The organism is Nocardioides panacisoli (genome assembly GCF_039537325.1).
Classification (GTDB): Bacteria; Actinomycetota; Actinomycetes; order Propionibacteriales; family Nocardioidaceae; genus Nocardioides; species Nocardioides panacisoli.
Window position 1 is genome coordinate 221,389 of record NZ_BAABAH010000003.1, and the last position, 18,602, is coordinate 239,990.

At 72.9% G+C, this 18,602-nt stretch carries 12 protein-coding genes; 8 read left to right on the plus strand and 4 right to left on the minus strand.

The window, feature by feature from the left end; translation table 11 throughout:
- Positions 1–6 precede the first annotated feature (6 nt).
- On the plus strand, positions 7–2,799 hold the full coding sequence (locus ABD709_RS06415; RefSeq protein ID WP_344773471.1) for a cation-translocating P-type ATPase: 2,793 nt from the start codon (positions 7–9) through the stop codon (positions 2,797–2,799).
- Between the two features lie 29 nt (positions 2,800–2,828).
- Positions 2,829–3,845: an alcohol dehydrogenase AdhP gene (adhP, locus tag ABD709_RS06420; protein WP_344773473.1), complete on the plus strand. Its 1,017-nt coding sequence runs from the start codon at positions 2,829–2,831 to the stop codon at positions 3,843–3,845.
- Positions 3,846–3,851: 6 nt separating this feature from the next.
- Here the strand turns inward: adhP and ABD709_RS06425 are convergent, their stop codons facing one another.
- Positions 3,852–4,667 (minus strand): YwiC-like family protein, encoded by an 816-nt coding sequence (locus tag ABD709_RS06425; RefSeq protein WP_344773475.1) that lies wholly within the window; start codon positions 4,665–4,667, stop codon positions 3,852–3,854.
- Positions 4,668–4,796: 129 nt separating this feature from the next.
- Here ABD709_RS06425 and ABD709_RS06430 point away from each other — a divergent pair, with 129 nt between their 5' ends.
- Positions 4,797–5,204 (plus strand): pyridoxamine 5'-phosphate oxidase family protein, encoded by a 408-nt coding sequence (locus tag ABD709_RS06430; RefSeq protein WP_344773477.1) that lies wholly within the window; start codon positions 4,797–4,799, stop codon positions 5,202–5,204.
- Positions 5,204–6,199 carry an Acg family FMN-binding oxidoreductase gene (locus tag ABD709_RS06435; RefSeq protein ID WP_344773479.1) on the plus strand — a complete coding sequence of 332 codons (996 nt, stop codon included), beginning with the start codon at positions 5,204–5,206 and terminating at the stop codon, positions 6,197–6,199. Before ABD709_RS06430 ends, ABD709_RS06435 begins: the two co-directional genes overlap by 1 nt.
- Positions 6,200–6,322: 123 nt before the next feature.
- Here ABD709_RS06435 and ppdK read toward each other — a convergent pair whose 3' ends face one another.
- The 3 genes from ppdK to ABD709_RS06450 all read right to left on the minus strand — a co-directional run bounded on the left by ppdK (position 6,323) and on the right by ABD709_RS06450 (position 11,402).
- The gene (gene ppdK / locus ABD709_RS06440; RefSeq protein ID WP_344773481.1) at positions 6,323–8,965 is read right to left on the minus strand and encodes a pyruvate, phosphate dikinase; all 2,643 of its coding nucleotides are present in this window, start codon (positions 8,963–8,965) and stop codon (positions 6,323–6,325) included.
- Between the two features lie 75 nt (positions 8,966–9,040).
- Positions 9,041–10,732, minus strand: coding sequence for a GAF domain-containing sensor histidine kinase (locus ABD709_RS06445; RefSeq protein ID WP_344773483.1), 1,692 nt, complete (start codon positions 10,730–10,732; stop codon positions 9,041–9,043).
- 1 nt (position 10,733) lies between these two features.
- A complete protein-coding gene (locus tag ABD709_RS06450; RefSeq protein WP_344773485.1) occupies positions 10,734–11,402 on the minus strand; it encodes a response regulator in 669 nt (222 codons plus the stop codon).
- 126 nt (positions 11,403–11,528) lie between these two features.
- On the opposite strand from ABD709_RS06450, the gene ABD709_RS06455 reads away from it, so the two are divergent.
- The 4 genes from ABD709_RS06455 (at position 11,529) to cydD (ending at position 18,438) form a co-directional block, all read left to right on the plus strand.
- A complete protein-coding gene (locus ABD709_RS06455) occupies positions 11,529–12,503 on the plus strand; it encodes an Acg family FMN-binding oxidoreductase (RefSeq protein WP_344773487.1) in 975 nt (324 codons plus the stop codon).
- A gap of 125 nt (positions 12,504–12,628) precedes the next feature.
- A complete protein-coding gene (locus ABD709_RS06460; protein WP_344773489.1) occupies positions 12,629–14,062 on the plus strand; it encodes a cytochrome ubiquinol oxidase subunit I in 1,434 nt (477 codons plus the stop codon).
- 15 nt (positions 14,063–14,077) lie between these two features.
- The gene (gene cydB, locus ABD709_RS06465) at positions 14,078–15,115 is read left to right on the plus strand and encodes a cytochrome d ubiquinol oxidase subunit II (RefSeq protein WP_344773491.1); all 1,038 of its coding nucleotides are present in this window, start codon (positions 14,078–14,080) and stop codon (positions 15,113–15,115) included.
- Entirely contained in the window at positions 15,112–18,438 is a 3,327-nt protein-coding gene (gene cydD, locus ABD709_RS06470) for a thiol reductant ABC exporter subunit CydD (RefSeq protein ID WP_344773493.1), read from the plus strand. Before cydB ends, cydD begins: the two co-directional genes overlap by 4 nt.
- Positions 18,439–18,602: the final 164 nt, after the last annotated feature.

Here is an 18,602-nt window from a genome sequence, read left to right on the forward strand (position 1 = left end):
GACGCCGTGACCCTGACAGAGAGCCCGTCGCCGTCCGCGGCGACCGCGCCGCCTCCCGACCCGGAGGAGGCCCTCGACCGCCTGCTCAGGGACCTGCGCAGCCAGCGCGGCGGTCTCACCGGGCGGGAGGCCGCGCGACGTCTCGAGTCGGCCGGCCGCAACGAGCTGGTTCGTCGCCGCGGGCCGAGCGTCCTGCGCCAGGCCGTCGACCAGCTGGTGCACCCGCTGGCCCTCCTGCTGTGGCTCGCCTCGGTGCTCGCGTGGGGCAACGGGACGACGGCGCTCGCGGTGGCGATCGTCGTGGTGATCCTGGTGAACGCAGGGTTCGCACTCTTCCAGGAGCGTCACGCCGAGCGCGCGGTCGAGGCGCTGTCGGCGTACCTCCCGCGCAACGCACGCGTGCTGCGCGACGGCGTCCTGACGACCGTGGAGGCCGAGCTGCTCGTCCCCGGCGACGTCATCGCCATCTCCGAGGGCGACCGGGTCTCCGCGGACGCCCGGCTGCTGAGCGGGGCGGTCGAGGTGGACGTCTCGATGCTGACCGGCGAGTCCGTCACCGTCAGCCGGACGGCCGACCTGGGGTCTGCTGCCGTCCCCCTTGCCGAGGCGACGGACCTGCTGTTCAGCGGAACCAGCTGCACGGGCGGCGAGTGCCTGGCGGTCGTCTTCGCGACCGGGATGCACACCGAGATCGGCAGGATCGCGACGTTGTCGCAACGGGTCAAGGCCGAGCCGAGCCCGCTCGAGCAACAGGTCCGACGGATCGCACGCCTGATCGCGATCGTCGCGATCGGGACCGGCGCGGCGTTCATCCCGCTCGGCACCCTCGGGGCGGGGCTCTCCCTCGGCGACACCGTCAACTTCGCCATCGGCCTGCTCGTCGCGAACGTCCCCGAGGGCCTGCTCCCGACCATCACGTTGGCGCTCGCGGTCGGTGTGCGGGTGCTCGCCAAGCGCGGCAGCCTGGTCAAGCGGCTCTCCTCGGTCGAGACGCTCGGCTCGACCAGCGTGATCTGCACCGACAAGACCGGGACGCTGACGCTGAACCGGATGCGGGTCACGCGGATGTGGACGGGCAACGAGATCCTCGAACCCGGCGACGCCGCTGCTCGGCCCGATGCCCTCACCCGCCGGCTCGTCGCCGCCGGTGTCGCGTGCAACAACGCGACCTGGGACCCGGAGCACGCCGAGGGTGTGAGCGGGGACCCCACCGAGCTGGCGCTGCTGCGCGTCACCGCCGACCTCGGCCTCCCGTGCCCACCGGGGCACCCGCGTCGGGTGTCGGTCTTCCCGTTCGATCCGGTCCTCCGCCGGATGAGCACCGTCGACGAGCTCGACGACGGCAGCGTCCTGGTCTGCAAGGGCGCCCCCGAGGAGCTCCTGCCGCGGTGCTCCCGCATCGCCGTCGGCCCGGACTCCGCCCAGGAGCTCGACGCCGGCCGACGTTCCCACGTGTCGGCCATGGTCGACACGTGGGCGGCGGAGGGCCTCCGCCTGCTCGCGATCGCGGAGCGGCGCCTCGGCCGGGTCGAGGCCGATCAGCTGCGCCGGGAGGACGCCGAGACCGACCTGACCCTCCTCGGCCTGGTCGCGATGGCCGATCCGCCGCGCTCCGAGGTCCGGCTGGCGGTCAAGCAGTGCCACGCCGCCGGCATCCGGCTGATCGTGGTCACCGGCGACAACGGCCTGACCGCACGGACGGTTGCCAACCAGGTCGGCATCGGCGACCCGAGCACCCCGGTGGTCTCCGGTTCGCAGCTCGACGCCATGAGCGAGGCGGAGCTCGACGCCCTGCTGACCGACAACAGGGAGCTGGTGTTCGCGCGGAGCTCACCCGAGGCGAAGCTGCGCATCGCCGACGCGCTCCAGCACCTCGGGCACGTCGTCGCGATGACCGGCGACGGCGTCAACGACGCTCCTGCCCTGCGCCGAGCCGACATCGGGGTCGCCATGGGACGTTCGGGCACCGACGTCGCCCGCGAGGCGGCGACCATGGTGCTGACCGACGACAACTTCGCAACCATCGTCAGCGCGGTGAGTGCGGGGCGGCAGGTCTATGAGAACGTCCGCAAGTTCATCGTCTACATCTTCGCCCACGCGACGCCCGAGGTGGTGCCGTTCCTGCTCTATGCGCTGTCCGGCGGACGTATCCCGCTCCCGCTGACCGTGATGCAGATCCTGGCCATCGACCTCGGCACGGAGACGTTGCCGGCTCTCGCGCTCGGCCGCGAGCCCGCCGAGCCGGGGATCATGGACCGGCCGCCGCGGCGGCGCGGGAACCACGTGATCGGCCGTGCGATGCTGGTCCGCGCATGGGGCCTGCTCGGAGGCGTGTCCGCGGTGCTCGTCACCGGACTCTTCCTGCTCACCCTGGTGGCGGGCGGCTGGTCGCCCGGTGACCCGACGGCGTCGGGTCCGCTCGAGCACGTGTGGCGTCAGGCGACCACGATGACCTTCCTCGGCATCGTCGCGTGCCAGATCGGCACGGCCGTGGCCGCCCGCACCCAGCACGCCTCGCTTCGGCAGGTCGGCCTGCGCACGAACCCGCTGCTCCTCTGGGGCATCCTCTTCGAGATCGTCTTCGCTGCGGCCGTGGTCACGATCCCCGCAGTCCAGCCCGTCGTCGGAACCGCGGTCCCGGACGCCTGGCTGCTCGCCCTGCTCGTGCCGCTGCCCTTCGTCGTGTGGGGCGTTGACGAGCTCTGGCGCTGGCGGGGCAGGCGTGCCTCTCGGGCCGGAGTCCCCGCACCGGCGGGACCTGTGGCCCTCGCCGCATCGACGGCGAGTGGGAAGCGTTGACACCACACCATCGACCCGAGGGAGCAGCCATGAGAGCCGCCGTCGTCACCAGCTTCACCGAACCTCTCCAGATCCAGGACCGCCCGGTCCCCGAGCCAGGTCCCGGACAGATCCTCGTGCGCATCGAGGCCAGCGGCCTCTGCCACACCGACATCCACGCGGCCCACGGCGACTGGCCGGTCAAGCCGACCCCGCCGTTCGTGCCGGGCCACGAGGGAGTGGGCATCGTCGAGGCCGTCGGGCCGGGCGTCACCGCCCGTGCGGTCGGCGACCGCGTCGCCCTCCCGTGGCTCGGCCACGCCTGCGGTCACTGCGACCACTGCGTCGAGGGCTGGGAGACGCTCTGCGAGGAGCAGCAGAACACGGGCTACTCGATCGACGGCGGGTTCGCCGAGTATGCCGTCGCGGACGCGACGTACGCCGTGGCCGTACCGGACGAGGTCCTGCCCATCGACGCCGCGCCGCTCACCTGCGCCGGCGTCACGACCTACAAGGCCGTCAAGGTGGCGCACGTCAAGCCGTCCGAGCGGGTCGCGATCTTCGGGGTCGGCGGGCTCGGCCACCTCGCGGTGCAGTACGCCCGTCTGGTCGGTGGCACCGTCATCGCGGTCGACATCGAGGACGAGAAGCTGCAGATGGCGCAGGAGCTCGGCGCCGACCACGTCGTGAACGCCGCGAAGGCCGACCCGGTCGAGGCGATCGAGGCCCTCGGCGGGGCCGACGTGGCGATCGTCCTCGCCGTGATCCCCTCCGTGTTCGAGCAGGCCTTCGCGTCGCTGCGCCGCGGCGGGCGGCTGGTCTGCGTGGGCCTGCCTCCCGAGGCGGAGGGACCGATGGCGCTGCCCATTTTCCCGACCGTGCTCAAGGGCGTGTCGGTCATCGGCTCGATCGTCGGCACCCGTCAGGACCTCGCCGAGGTCTTCGACCTCCATGCCCGCGGCCGGACCCGGGTCATCTCGGAGCACCGCAAGCTGGACGAGGTGAACGAGGCCATCGACGACGTGCTGGCTGGTCGCACGACCGCCCGGATCGTCTTCGAGCTCTGAGGGCGCTCAGCCGGCGAGGCGGGCGGCGGCGCCGCCCGCCACGACGGCGACGAAGCAGACCAGCTCGATCATCCCGAGCCGGCCCGGCCGCATCGTCGGGTCGTGCAGCCACAGCGCCCGGCCCGCGAGGAGGGCGAGGGGCACCGTCACCGCCCACCAGGGAACGCCGCCGACCAGCGCGAGCGCCGCGGCGACCGGCACGGACGCGACGGCGAAGGCCTGGCTGGCGCGGGTGTAGCGCGGATCGCGGCGCTCCCTGATCAGGCTCTTCACGTGCAGGGTCGAGCCGACCAGGGTGAGCACGCACACGACCGTCCACACGAGCACGGCGGAGCCGGACATGGCGGACCAGGGCGGCTCCCAGCCGTCGCCGCCGGCCAGGACCCCCGCGGCGACGGGCACCACGAGCGAGCACTCCGCGACGAGCAGCAGGTCGTTGGCGATCGCGCGCTCGGACCTCCGTCGCGCGAAGTCGAGGTTGACCGCGAACGCGGCGCCGTACACCAGCAGGACCCAGACCAGCCACGGTCGCTGCAGGAGGACCACCAGGCCCGCGGCGGCGGACACGACCCCCCAGAGCACGACGGCGTCGCGGTACCGCTCGGGGCGTGGCATCGACACGCTCGCGGCGACCGCCCAGCTGAACGGGTAGGACGCGATCCACGCGAACGCCAGAGGGACCAGCAGCACCGACCAGCCAGCGACGCAGAGCCCGAGGAGCAGCGGCAGGACGAGGAACGCCCAGGCACCGTGCTGGTGGGGCAGCAGCTGGCGACGCCCGCGCGTCACGGCCGGACGACGGTCGCGGTCGGTGGCCGACATGATCCCCAGCATGCCCCAGCCGACAGCCCTCCTGGAGGGACGAAGGTCCTCGCTGACGGCTTACCGGCGGCCCTGCCGTGCCGGCCGCCCGGATGGTGCGCTGAGAGCACCACGAGCCGGGGAGGCGTCATGAAGGAACAGCACTGGTACAAGTCCCACGTGCGGGCGATCGAGCGCGAGGAGTGCATCAGCCTGCTCCGCACGCAGAAGGTCGGCCGGATCGCGTTCACCGACGACTCCGGACCCGACACGATACCGGTGAACTTCGCCCTCGACGGCGAGGACGTGCTGATCGCCACGACCGGATACAGCGCAATGGCGCGGGCCGCGACGGGCGCGAGGGTCGCGTTCGAGGTCGACGAGATCGACCCCTTCACGGAGTCGGGCTGGTCCGTGGTCATCCGTGGCCACGCCCACCGCGAGTCGCCGTTCGCGCCGATGGACAACCCGCCCTACCCCTGGGCCGAGGGGAACCGCGGCTACGTCATACGGATCAAGCCGGACGCCGTCACGGGACGCCGGCTGGTACCGGCCTGATGACCAGCAAGTCAGGCGCAACGTTGCGCCCACCCAGCAGCACGACGATCGCCCGCATCGTCGAGCTGGCGTGCCGGGCTCCCAGCATGCACAACACGCAGCCGTGGCGATGGACCGCCGACGGCGACGGCCTCGTCCGGTTGTACGTCGACCGCGGCCGCCAGCTGGTCCTGGAGGACCCCGCGGGGCGCAATGCCGTGATCAGCTGTGGGGCCGTGCTGGACCACCTCGTCGTCGCCGCCCAGGCCCTCGGCTGGGACGGCGAGGTCGTGAGGTTCCCCAAGGGCCCGGGCAACGACCTGCTCGCGGAGGTGCGGCTCGAGCAGTCGCAGCCCTCCCCGACCGCCGTGGACGACCTCGAGGCCATCCGCACGCGGCAGACCGACCGGCGGCGCTACACGTCCTGGCCCGTCCCCGACGAGGTGCTGCACGCCCTGGTGGCCGAGGCCCGACGCCGGGGGGCACACGCGCGTGCCCTCGACGACGAGGTCGTCCGGTTCCACCTCGAGAGGCTCGCCGAGCGTGCTCGCGTGCTCCGGGCGGCGGACCCGATCGCCCAGGCCGAGCTGGAGCGGTGGGTCGACCACTCCGCGGAGGACGGTGTTCCCGGCGACGTTCTGCCGTCGGACACCGATCCCGCGGTCTCCCCGCCGTCGCGGTTCCCGGCCGGGAGCGTCCACGAGACCCGGACGGTGAGCAGTCCGGGTGACGGCGTCATCGTGCTCGGGGGCGCCTTCGACGACCGAGCCGGCTGGCTACGGACCGGAGAGGCACTGAGCCGGATCTGGCTGCGAGCGACACGCGACGGGATGTCGGTCGTGCCCCTGAGCCTCCCGGTGGAGGTGGACGCCGTGCGGCACGAGCTGCGCAAGGAGCTGCTGCGCTACGAGTTCGCTCCGCACCTGCTGGTGCGGGTGGGCTGGCAGGCGATCGGTCGAGAGCCGCTCCCTGCCACGCCCCGCCGCGCCGTCAGCGAGGTGCTGCGCACGACATGACGGTCTGTTCGTCGAGCGCCGACGCACCGACCGTCGCAAGACGTGAAGCCCGGACCCTGTGGGGGGTCCGGGCTCCACTGTGCTGGGGGCTCCCACCAGAGGCGGCACCGCCGGCGGGGCTGCTCAGCCGAGAGCGGCGTGCGCCGCGGGGCGGAGGATCGCCGCTCGTCCGGCCTCGAGCCGCGCGACGGGCACCCGGAACGGTGAGCAGGAGACGTAGTCGAGCCCGGCCTGGGCGAAGAACCGGATCGACTCGGGGTCGCCGCCGTGCTCGCCGCAGACGCCGAGCCCGATGCCGGGCCTGGCAGCCCGGGCCTTCTCGACCGCGGTGCGCACCAGTGCGCCCACGCCGTCGACGTCGATCGTCTCGAACGGGGACCGGGCGAGGATGCCGAGGTCGAGGTAGCGGCGGACCACGGTCGCCTCGGTGTCGTCGCGCGACAGTCCCCACGTCGTCTGGGTCAGGTCGTTGGTGCCGAAGGAGAAGAACGCCGCATGCTCCGCGATCCGGTCCGCGGTGAGGGCCGCACGGGGCAGCTCGACCATCGCGCCGACGCGGTAGGCGACGGAGCGGCCCCGCTCGACCGCCACGGTGTCGGCGACGTGCTCGATCTCGGACCGCACGGATGCCAGCTCGGCCGCGGTCGCGACCAGCGGCACCATGATCTCGGGCTCGACGACGCCTCCCGAAGAACCGTGGTCGTCGGCCGCTTCCAGGATCGCGCGCGTCTGCATGGCGACCAGGCCCGGCACCGCGATGGCGAGCCGCACGCCCCGCAGGCCGAGCATCGGGTTGTCCTCGTGCATCCGACGCAGGGCCGCGAGCACCCGCTCGTCCTCGGTGTCGCGCTCGGCGGGCAGGAACTCGTGCAGCGGCGGGTCGATCAACCGGATGGTCACCGGCTTGCCGTCCATCGCCGCGAACAGCTCCCGGAAGTCCGCGCGCTGCAGAGGCAGCAGGTCGGCGAGCGCGGCATCGCGCTCGGCGTCGGAGTCGGCGAGGATCAGCCGCTGGACCAGCGTGCGACGCTCGCCGAGGAACATGTGCTCGGTGCGGCACAGCCCGATGCCCTCGGCACCGAGTCGTACGGCGCGCGCGGCGTCCTCGGCGTTGTCCGCGTTGGTCCGCACGCCCAGCGTGCGGACGGCGTCGGCGTGCCTCACCAGACGGGCGACGGCGTCGACGAGGTCACCGTCGACGGCCTCGCCGTCGAACCAGCGGGCCACGACGGAACCAGCGACCGGGACCTCGCCGAGGAACACCTCTCCGGTGCCCCCGTCGATGGAGACCAGGTCTCCCTCCTGCACGACCGGGCCGCCTCGGACCGTCATGCGGCGGCTGTCGGGGTCGACGTCCAGGTCGCCGGCGCCGCAGATGCACGCACGGCCGAGTCCGCGGGCGACGACGGCGGCGTGGGAGGTCTTGCCGCCCCGAGCGGTCAGGATGCCGGTTGCGGCCAGCATGCCCGGCAGGTCCTCGGGGCGCGTCTCCCGGCGCACCAGCACGACCGCCTCACCCTGGGCGGCACGGGCCACCGCGGCAGCCGAGTCGAAGACCACCCTTCCGACGGCTGCGCCGGGAGACGCCGCCACCCCGCGGGTGAGCAGGGTGCGGGGCGCGCCCGGGTCGAAGGACGGGTGCAGCAGCTGGGCCAGCTGGTCGCCTGACACGCGGCGCAACGCCTCGTCCAGGTCGATCGAGCCTTCCTCGACGAGGTCGGCCGCGATCTGGAAGGCCGCGGCGGGCGTGCGCTTGCCGACGCGGGTCTGCAGGATCCACAACCGGCCCTGCTCGATGGTGAACTCGATGTCGCACATGTCCCGGTAGTGCCGCTCGAGCCCGTGCATCACCGACCGGAGCCGCAGGAACGCGGCCTCGTCGAGCTCGCGCAGCCGTGCCAGCGGCACGGCGTCGCGCACGCCGGACACGACGTCCTCCCCCTGGGCGTTCGGCAGGTAGTCGCCGTAGAGCCCGAGCTGGCCCGTCGCCGGGTCCCGGGTGAAGGCGACGCCCGCACCCGAGCGCGGCCCGAGGTTGCCGAAGACCATCGCCTGGACGTTGACCGCGGTCCCGAGGTCGTCGGCGATGCCGTGGTGCCGGCGGTAGAGCCGTGCTCGCTCGCTGCTCCACGAGTCGAGGACCGCGCGCACCGCGAGGTCGAGCTGCTCGCGGGGGTCCTGCGGGAACGGACGGTCACCGTGCGCCACGGTGATCTCGAGGAACCGGTCGACGAGCAGTCTCAACGACGGGGCCGACAGGTCGACGTCCCGACCGACGCCGGTCTCACGCACGAGGTCGTCGAGCGCCGCGCCATAGAGCTCCTGCGGTACGCCGAGCACGGTCTCGCCGAACATCTGGACCAGCCGGCGGTAGGAGTCGAGGGCGAACCGCTCGTCGCCGGTCCGGGCCGCCAGCCCGCGCACGGTCTCCTCGTTGAGGCCGACGTCGAGGACGGTGTCCATCATCCCGGGCATCGACACCGCGGCGCCGGAGCGGACCGACACGAGGAGCGGGTCGTCGGCGTCACCGAAGGCACGACCCGCAGCCCGCTCGAGCAGCGCGACGTGCCGGGCCACCTGGGACGCGAGCTCCGGCGGGGGCGCTCCGTGCGCCAGGTGGTGCCGGCAGACGTCGGTGGTGATGGTGAAACCGGGAGGCACGGGAAGCCCGAGTCGGACCATCTCGGCGAGGTCGGCACCCTTGCCGCCGAGGATGTCGCGCTCCGCGGAGCTGCCGTCGTTGAAGTTGCGGACATAGTCGGTCACACCCCGATGCTGCGGGGCGCTGGACGCGGCGGTTCAGGGGCGAAGGTCCTTCCGCCGGGGGGCCTTGGGTGCCCGTCAGCCTCGCGGCACGGCCCACCGCAGCGAGGTGCCCTCCCCCGGGGCGGACTCGACGGTGAACGTGCCGCCGCGCTGCTCCGCACGGCGACGGATGTTCGCGAGACCGCTCTCGATGGCGTCAGGAGCGATGCCCCGTCCGTCGTCGGTGACGGTCAGCACGATCTCGTCGGCCGCCGCGAGATCGACCTCCAGCGAGGACGCCTCCGCGTGCTTGACCGCGTTGGACAGGGCCTCGCCGAGAACGGCGAGCAGGTCCGGCGCAACGTCCTTGCCGACCAGGCTGCGCACCGGTCCGGTGAACCGGAGCCCGGGACGGAACTTGAGGGCGGCCGCCGCACGGTCCACGAGCCGGGTGACCTCGGCCTGGATGTCCTCGGAGGACTCCACCGTGCCGAGCGCGAAGATGGTCCGGCGGATGTCCTTGATCGTCGCGTCGATGTCGTCGACGGCCCGCTCGAGACGCTCGGCGACCTCCGGACGGTCGGCGAGCCGCCCGGTCCCCTGGAGCCCGAGACCCACGGCGAAGAGCCGCTGGATCACGAGGTCGTGGAGGTCGCGGCCGATCCGGTCACGGTCCTCGAGCATCACCAGCCGCTGCTGGTCGTCGCGGGCCTGCGCGACTTGCAGGGCCAGGGCGGCCTGGCGGGCGAAGCTCGCCGGCAGCTCGGGGTCCAGGCTCCGGTGCAGGTCGGCGTGCTCCGGGGCCCAGGCCAGCCCGAGTGCCCCGGAGCTGTCCCCCGAACCGAGCGGGACCGCGGTCGCAGATCCCACCACGGGGCAGCCGGGCAACGAGCCGACACTCACCTGGAGACCTCCCGACGCCACGTCGGGGTTCGTCGCCGGCTCGCCGGAGTCGACGACGGTGCCCGAGATCGAGTGCTCGAGCTTGAGCTCGGCGAGCTCGTCGTAGCTCGCGGTGAAGCCCGACACGGCCCGGACGCTGAGCTTGTCCGACGAGGGTCCCGCGACGATCCAGGCCACATCGGCCTCCGCGACCTCGCGAGCGCGGTCGACGACGGCTTGCACGGCCCCCGCTCCGATGGCCGGGTCGGTCAGCAGTGCCGTGATCTCGGCCGTCGCGCGCAACCACGCCTCCCGGCGACGGGCCTCCTCGTAGAGGCGGGCGTTCTCGATCGAGACGCCCGCCGCCGCGGCGAGCGCGACGACGACCTCCTCGTCGTCAGCAGTGAAGTCGTTGCCGTCCAGCTTCTCGGAGAGGTAGAGGTTGCCGAACACCCGGTCGCGGATGCGGACCGGGACACCCAGGAAGGAGTGCATCGCCGGGTGGTTGGGCGGGAACCCGTAGGACGCCGGGTGCTCGGCGATGTCATGCAGCCGCAGCGGCTCGGGGCGGTCGATGATCAGGCCGAGCAGCCCGTGTCCCTTGGGGAGCTCGCCGATCCGGACGATCTCCTCGTCGTCGATCCCGTGGGTGATGAAGGTGCGCAGCGGCTGCTCGTGGGAGTCGCCCAGGACACCGAGCGCGGCGTACTTGGCGTCGACCAGCCGGCCGGCGATCCCGACGATGCGGGAGAGCACACCGTCGAGGTTGAGGTCGGCCGCCATCGAGACGACCGCGTCCAGCAGCAGCTGGAGGCGCGCCTGCTGGTCCAGCGCGCCCTGCATGCGCGACTGGACCTCCCGCACCAGCTCCTCGAAGTCCGCCTCCCCCAGGCCCCGGTCCGGCACGTCAGCCCTCGGGCGGATGAGTGTGCTTGACCGCGAAGATCGCGGCCTGCGTGCGGCTGGTGAGCCCGAGCTTGGCCAGCATCGAGGAGACGTAGTTCTTGACCGTCTTCTCGGCGAGGTGCGTGCGCTGGGCGATCTGGCGGTTGGTCAGGCCCTCGCCGATCAGGTCGAGGATCCGCTGCTCCTGCTCGGTGAGCCCTTCGAGCGCCTTGTCCTTGGGCGGGCCGGACCGCACGCGCTCGAGGACCTGCGCGGTGATCGACGGGTCGAGCGTCGACTGCCCGGCGGCGACGCGGCGGATCATGTCGACGAGGTCGTTGCTGCGGACCTGCTTGAGGACGTAGCCGGCAGCGCCGGCCATGATCGCCGCGAACAGCGCGTCGTCGTCGTCGTAGGACGTCAGGATCAGCGCCTTGATCGACGGGTCGACCGAGCGGACGTCGCGGCAGACGTCGATGCCGGAGCCGTCGGGCAGCCGGCCGTCGAGGATTGCGACGTGCGGGCGCAGCGCCGGGATCCGGCGGGTCGCCTCCGCCGCCGAGCCCGACTCGCCCACGACCTCGAAGTCGGTTTCGGCCTCGAGCAGCTCCCGCATGCCCCGCCGGACCACCTCGTGGTCGTCGAGCAGGAAGACGCGGATCGGCGACGGAGGTGCGGTCGAATCGCTCACCCGACCCAGGGTAGGCCCTAGGCACGCTGATCGCAGCCCAACCCTCCGGCCGTTGGTTGAGGACCTTCTGCCCTTTCCCGACGCGCGCGTCCGTCCCACCGTAGAGGAGACCGACAGGACGGGAAGATGACAGTGATCGTTAGGGAATCGACGACGACCGAGGTGCGACGCCGGCTCGTGGAGCTCGCCTGCCTCGCACCGAGCGTCCACAACACCCAACCGTGGAGCTGGCGCCTGGAGGGCGATCGCGTGCTGCTGTACGCCGACCGTACCCGTGCGCTGCCGGTGGAGGATCCGCGCGGTCGCAACCTCGTCCTCAGCTGCGGAACGGCCGTCCACCACCTGCGGGTGGCGGCCCGAGCGCTCGGCCTCGACGCGCGCGTGGAGCTCATGCCCGACGGCGACGAACGCGACCTGCTCGCGTCGATCGAGCTGCGCCCGGGCTTCCGGTCACCGACCCCGTCGGACGACCTGACCGTCCTCCGCGCCCGGTGCACCGACCGGCGCAGGTTCACCCTGTGGCCGGTCCCCGCGGCAGAGCTCGAGGCCCTCGCCGAGGAGGCACGGAGCTGGGACTGCACGGCAATTCCGATCCTCGACCTCAGCACCCGCTTCCGGGTCGAGCTGCTGACCCTGCGCGCGCAGGCCTCGCGCAGCACCGACGCCGCGGCGACCTCGGAGCAACGCGCGTGGGTCGGCCGCGGCGGCTACGACGGCATCCCGCGCGAGGTGCTACCCGAACGCGGGTCCACGTCGCACCTGGCGCGCTTCGCCACCGAGCCGTCGCCCGAGAACCCGACGGTGGTCGAGAGCGGGGACGGCGTCATCGTCCTCGGCGGCCCGGCCGACGGGCCGATCGACTGGCTGCGCACGGGCGAGGGGTTGAGCGCCCTCTGGCTGCGAGCGACTCGCGCCGGGATGTCGGTCGTCCCCCTGAGCCTGCCGATCGAGGTGGAGGCGAGCCGCACGGAGCTCCAGCACGTCGTCGTCCAGGACGCGTTCGTCCCGCATCTCCTCGTCCGGATCGGGTGGCAGGCGATCGGGCGCAGCGAGCTGCCGCGCACCCCTCGTCGTCCGGTGGCCGAGGTGCTGAAGCCCTAGCCCGGTGCCGAGCCGGGTGCCGGCCGGGACGAAGGTCCCCGCCGCCCGGGCAATCGGACCGTGATCGCGGGGCCGCACCCGTTCCTAGCCTCAGCACGTCCCCTCAGCGCGACCCAGGAGATCCCGTGGACCCGACCGACATCGCACGGTGGCAGTTCGCCATCACCACCGTCTACCACTTCCTGTTCGTCCCCATCACGATCGGGTTGTCGGCGATCATCGCGGGCTACGAGATCTCATGGCTGCGCACCAAGAACCCCGAGTGGCTCCGGCTCACGAAGTTCTTCGGGAAGCTCTTCCTCATCAACTTCGCCATCGGCGTCGTGACCGGCATCGTGCAGGAGTTCCAGTTCGGCATGAACTGGAGCGACTACTCCCGGTTCGTCGGAGACATCTTCGGCGCACCGCTGGCCGTCGAGGGTCTGCTCGCGTTCTTCCTGGAGTCCACGTTCCTCGGCCTCTGGATCTTCGGCTGGGACCGGCTGACCCCCAAGCTGCACGCCGCCTGCATCGTCCTGGTGCACGTCGGCACGCTGTTTTCGGCGTACTTCATCCTCGCCGCGAACTCCTGGATGCAGCACCCGGTCGGCTACGGCTACAACCCGGACACCGGGCGCGCCGAGATGAACGACTTCGTCGCCGTGCTGCTGAACAAGGTCCAGCTGGTCACGTTCCCCCACGTGGTGCTGTCGGCCTACATGACCGGAGCGGCCTTCGTGGTCGGCGTGGCGTTCTGGCAGATGGTCCGCAAGGCTCGCGTCGAGGACCGCTCGATGTACCGCAAGGCGGTCCGCAGCGGCGCGGCCGTGCTGCTCGCCGCGGGCATCGGCGTCGCGATCACCGGCGACCTCCAGGGCAAGATCATGACCGAGGTCCAGCCGATGAAGATGGCCTCGGCGGAGGCCCTCTACGACACCGAGTCCCCGGCGGAGTTCTCGTGGTTCACGATCGGCACGCCCGACGGATCGACCGAGAAGTTCGCGATCAAGACCCCCCACCTGCTCTCGTTCCTGGCCACGGGAACCTGGGACGGCAAGGTCGAGGGCATCAACCAGCTCCGCGAGCAGTACCAGGAGACCTACGGACAGGACCCGGGCGCGAAGTACTACTCCCCCGGCGACTACACGCCCGTGATCCCGCTGACCTACTGGACGTTCCGCTGGATGATCGGCCTCGGTCTGCTCGGAGCCGGGATCGCGGCCTGGATCCTGCTCGCCACCCGCAAGGGGCGGACACCCACCGGCCGGCTGCTCCTGTGGTCGGCGATGGCCCTGCCGCTCCTGCCGCTCTTCGCCAACTCGATGGGCTGGATCTTCACCGAGGTCGGCCGGCAGCCGTGGGCCGTCTTCGGCCTGATGACCACCGCCCAGGCCGTCTCGCCCGGCGTGAGCGCCGGGGAGGTGCTGACGTCGCTGATCGTCCTCACAGCCGTGTACGGCGTCCTCGCGTTCATCGAGGTGCGCCTGATCCTGACCTACATCCGCCGTGGCGCGGACCCCCTGCCCGAGCCCACGGACACCGCCGACCCCGGCGACCGTCCGCTGGCCTTCGCCTACTGAGCCACGGAGGACACCATGGAGCTCACGACCATCTGGTTCACCCTGATCGCCGTCCTCTGGATCGGCTACTTCACCCTCGAGGGGTTCGACTTCGGCGTGGGAATGCTGCTGCCGTTCCTGGCCAAGGACGACACCGAGCGGCGCGTCATGATCAACACGATCGGCCCGGTCTGGGACGGCAACGAGGTCTGGCTGCTCGTCGCCGGTGGCGCAACGTTCGCGGCGTTCCCCGAGTGGTACGCCACCCTCTTCAGCGGTTTCTACCTCCCGCTCCTGCTGATCCTCGTCGCCCTGATCGTCCGCGGCGTCGCGTTCGAGTACCGCGCGAAGCGGGACGACGACCAGTGGCGGGGGCGCTGGGACGCAGCGATCGTGGTCGGCTCCTTCCTACCGGCCCTGCTGTGGGGCGTGGCGTTCGCCAACATCCTGCACGGCGTCCCGATCGACGCCGACAAGGAGTACGCCGGCGGGTTCTTCAACCTGCTGAACCCCTATGCCCTCCTCGGTGGCGTCACCACGCTGCTGCTGTTTCTCGCCCACGGTGCGCTGTTCGTGTCGCTGAAGACGGACGGTGCAATCCGGCACCGTGCCCGCGCCCGGGCCGTGCCTCTCCTGGTCGCGGCCGCCGCTGCCGGGGTCGCGTTCCTCGCCTGGACCCAGGCCGACACCGGTACTGCGACCTCCGCGGTCGCCTTCGTGCTCGCGGCGCTCGCGTTGGTCGGAGCGCTCTTCTCGGCCCGCGCGGGCCGGGAGGGCCGGGCGTTCGCAGGCACCTTCGCCGGGATCGGCATCGCGGTGGCGGGCTTGTTCCTCGCCCTGTTCCCCGACGTGATGCCGACGACGCTGGCCGGCGGTGTCGACCTGACGACCACGAACGCGGCGTCGACGGCGTACACCCTGAAGCTGATGACGGTCTTCGCGGTCGTGTTCACACCGCTGGTGCTCGCCTACCAGGGCTGGACCTACTGGGTCTTCCGCAAGCGGATCTCGGTGGACCACATCCCCTCCACGACGTCTTCGGCACCGGCTCCGACCGCAACCACTGCACCGTGAGGCCGTCCGACCCCCGGCTCCGCGCCCAGCTCACGCCCGCCCGGCGTGAGCTGGCGGGCGTCGGCGTCACCGGCGTCGTCGCCGGGCTGCTGGTCATCGGCCAGGCCTGGGCCGTCGCCGGGCTGCTGGTGACCGTCGTGCGCGGCGGCGACCTGGCGGCCTGGGCCGCGGCGGTGGCCGGTGTGCTGATCGCCCGGGGCATCGTCAGCGGCGCCGGCGACGTGCTCGCCGCACGGGCCGCTGCGGTCGTCGGCACCGTCCTGCGGCACCGGTTGCTGGTCGCGACGCTCGAGAGCCCCGACGAGACCGCGGCCGGAGAGCGGACCGTGCTGGCGACCCGCGGCGTCGCGGCCACCGAGCCCTACCTCACGCGGTACCTGCCGGCCGTCGTCATGGCGGCCGTACTGCCGCCGCTGACGGTCGTCGCCCTCGCCACGCAGGATCTGCTCAGCGCGGTCGTCGTGGTCGCGACGCTCCCCCTCATCCCGGTCTTCGGGGCCCTGGTGGGCCTGGCGACGCGGGACCGCGCGGAGGAGCAGTGGCGCGCGCTGTCCTCGCTGTCCGGCCACTTCGTCGACGTCGTGCGCGGCCTGCCGACGCTGGTCGCCCACCGCCGCGCGCGTGCGCAGTCCGACCGCATCGCCCGGATCACCGATCGGTACCGCGTCGCCACCCTGCGCACGCTGCGGATCGCGTTCGCCTCCTCCGCCGTCCTGGAGCTCGTGGCGACCCTCTCCGTCGCGCTCGTCGCGGTGACGGTCGGCGTACGCCTGGCCTCCGGCTCGGTCGGGCTGCACACGGCCCTGGTCGTGCTGCTCCTCGCGCCCGAGGCCTACTGGCCGCTGCGCCGGATGGGCGCCGAGTTCCATGCCGCCGCCGAAGGCGCCGCGACCTTCGAGGCGGCGCACGCCCTGCTGACGGCCGAGGGCGGCGCCGTCGACGCGGCCGCACCCGCCGGGGCGAGCATCGCCATGCGGGACCTCACCCTGACCTACCCCGGCCGCCGGGTCGCGGCTCTGGCGCTGGCCGACGCAACGATCCCGGCGACCGGCGTCACCGCCGTCACCGGCCCCTCCGGGTGCGGGAAGTCCACCCTGATCGCCGCGCTCGCGGGTCTGCTGCCGGCCGGCGACGCGCTCGTCGCCGACGGCGCGCCGATCGGCGGCACCGCCCGGCGGGCACAGGTCGCCCTGCTGCCCCAGCAGCCCCGGTTCGTGGCCGGCACGATCGCCGACAACCTCCGCCTCGCGCGGCCCGCTGCGAGCACCGCGGAGCTCTGGGAGGCGCTGCGCCAGGTCGCGCTGGAGGTGCGCGTCCAGGAGCTGCCCGACGGCCTGGACACTCCGCTCGGCGAGGACGGCACCACCCTCTCGGCCGGAGAGCGGGCGCGACTCGCGCTCGCTCGCATCGTGCTCGCGGACCGGCCCTGGGTCCTGCTCGACGAGCCGACCGCCCACCTCGACGAGCTGACCGAACGGGTGATCGTCGACACCATCGTCGAGCTCGGACGCCGTTCGGCCGTGGTCGTTGTCGCGCACCGCCCCGCGGTCGTCGAGGTGGCCGACCGCGTCCTCGCCCTCACGCGCCCCGCACCGCGCGAGTACCCCTCAGCCACCGCTGCCGCACCCCCCTCGGCGGCGGTCGCGCCGGACCCGGTCGACGTTTCCGATCCGGGTCCGGCGCATCTTCCCGCCGGTCGCCGCGCGCTGCTGGCCAGCACCGTGCTCGGCGCCCTCGCCTCCGCCTCCGGCGTCGCGCTCACCGCGACCGCGGGCTGGCTCATCGTCCAGGCCTCCACGCGGCCCGCCGTGCTCACCCTGCTCGTCGCGATCGTCGGCGTCCGGGCGTTCGGACTGGCGCGGCCGGTGCTGCGCTACGCCGAGCGCCTGCTCGGCCACGACGCGGCACTCCGGCTCCTCGCCCGGCGCCGGGTCGAGGTGTACGACGCCGTGATCCCGCTCGTCCCGGCGCGGCTGGGTCGACGGCGGGGCGACCTGCTGAGCGCGGTCGTCGACGACGTCGACAGCGTGCTCGACCGGGAGCTCCGGGTCCGGATGCCGGTACGCCAGTTCGCCCTCGTGGCGATCATCGCGGCGACCGTCGCAGGTGCGCTGCTGCCAGCCGCCGGAGCCGTCGTGCTCGGGTTCACCCTGGTCGCCGGCCCCGGGGCGTACGTCGTCGCCCGGATCGGCGCGGCTCGGGCGGAGCGCACGCTGGTGACGCTGCGCCCGCGGCTCTCCGCGGCGGTGCTGGATGCGGTCCAGGTCGCCGACGAGCTGCGGATGTGGCAGGCGACCCGGCGCACCGCTGATCGAGTCTCGGCGATCAGCGCCCAGATCGGGGCGGCGAGCACCGCAGCGATGCGCCGCCGGGCGGCCGCCCGGGCGCTGGTGCTCGCCGCCTCCGCCGGCGCCATGGCGCTGCTCGCCGTGCTCGGCCGCGACGGCGTCGCGTCCGGCACCGTGTCCGCCCCCGTCGCCGCGCTGCTCGTTCTCCTCCCGCTGGCTCTCGCCGACGTGGCCGTGCCGCTCGCGGACGCCGGAGCGCTGGCCGTCCGCACCCAGGCCGCAGGCGCTCGGCTGCGCGCGATCGAGCACACCGCACCGGCGGTGCGCGACACTGTCGCCACGGCCCGGCCCGTCGGCCACCACGTCTCCGTCGCCGCCGCCCGCGGCCGCTGGCACCTGCGTGGCGCGACCACGCAGGCGGTCACGCTCGACCTCGCACCGGGTGAGCGCATCGCCCTCGTCGGTCCCTCGGGCTCGGGCAAAAGCACCCTCGCGGCGCTACTGCTGCGCTTCCTCGACCCGGTCGAGGGGCGGATCTCCCTCGGCGGTGCGCCGCTGACCGCGATCTGGCTGGACGACGTACGCCGGACCGTCGGCCTGGTGGACGACCACCCGCACGTCTTCGGCACCACCCTCGTCGAGAACGTCCGGCTCGCTCGGCCGACGGCGACCGACGAGGAGGTCGAGGACGCACTGCGCCGGGCCCGCCTGGGCGACTGGCTGGACACGCTCCCCGACGGCCTGCACACCTGGCTCGGGGACGGGCACGCAGCGATCTCGGGCGGCGAGCGCGCCCGGATCGGCATCGCGCGCTCGCTGCTCGCGGACCAGCCGGTGCTCGTCCTCGACGAGCCGGCTGCCCACCTCGACCACGCGACCGCCTGCGAGCTGGCGGACGAGGTCCTGACCGGTCCTCGCGCCCGGTCGGTCCTGTGGATCACCCACGGGGACGTCGGGCGCGACCTGGTCGACCGTGTCGTGGACCTCGACGCCGTTCCCACGGCTCAGGATCCCGCCGACCGGGCCACCGGCTGACACTCGGACCCGGGCCAGGCGGAGGCGTCACGGCAGCCGGGCCCACCCGTGCTGCATCTTCCACAGGTAGTACCTCTCGAAGCCGAGCTCCACCCGGTCCGCCTGGGAACCGGGAACCGCCTCCCCAGGTCCGCCAGGTCCTCCAGGTCGGCCAGGGGCGTCTC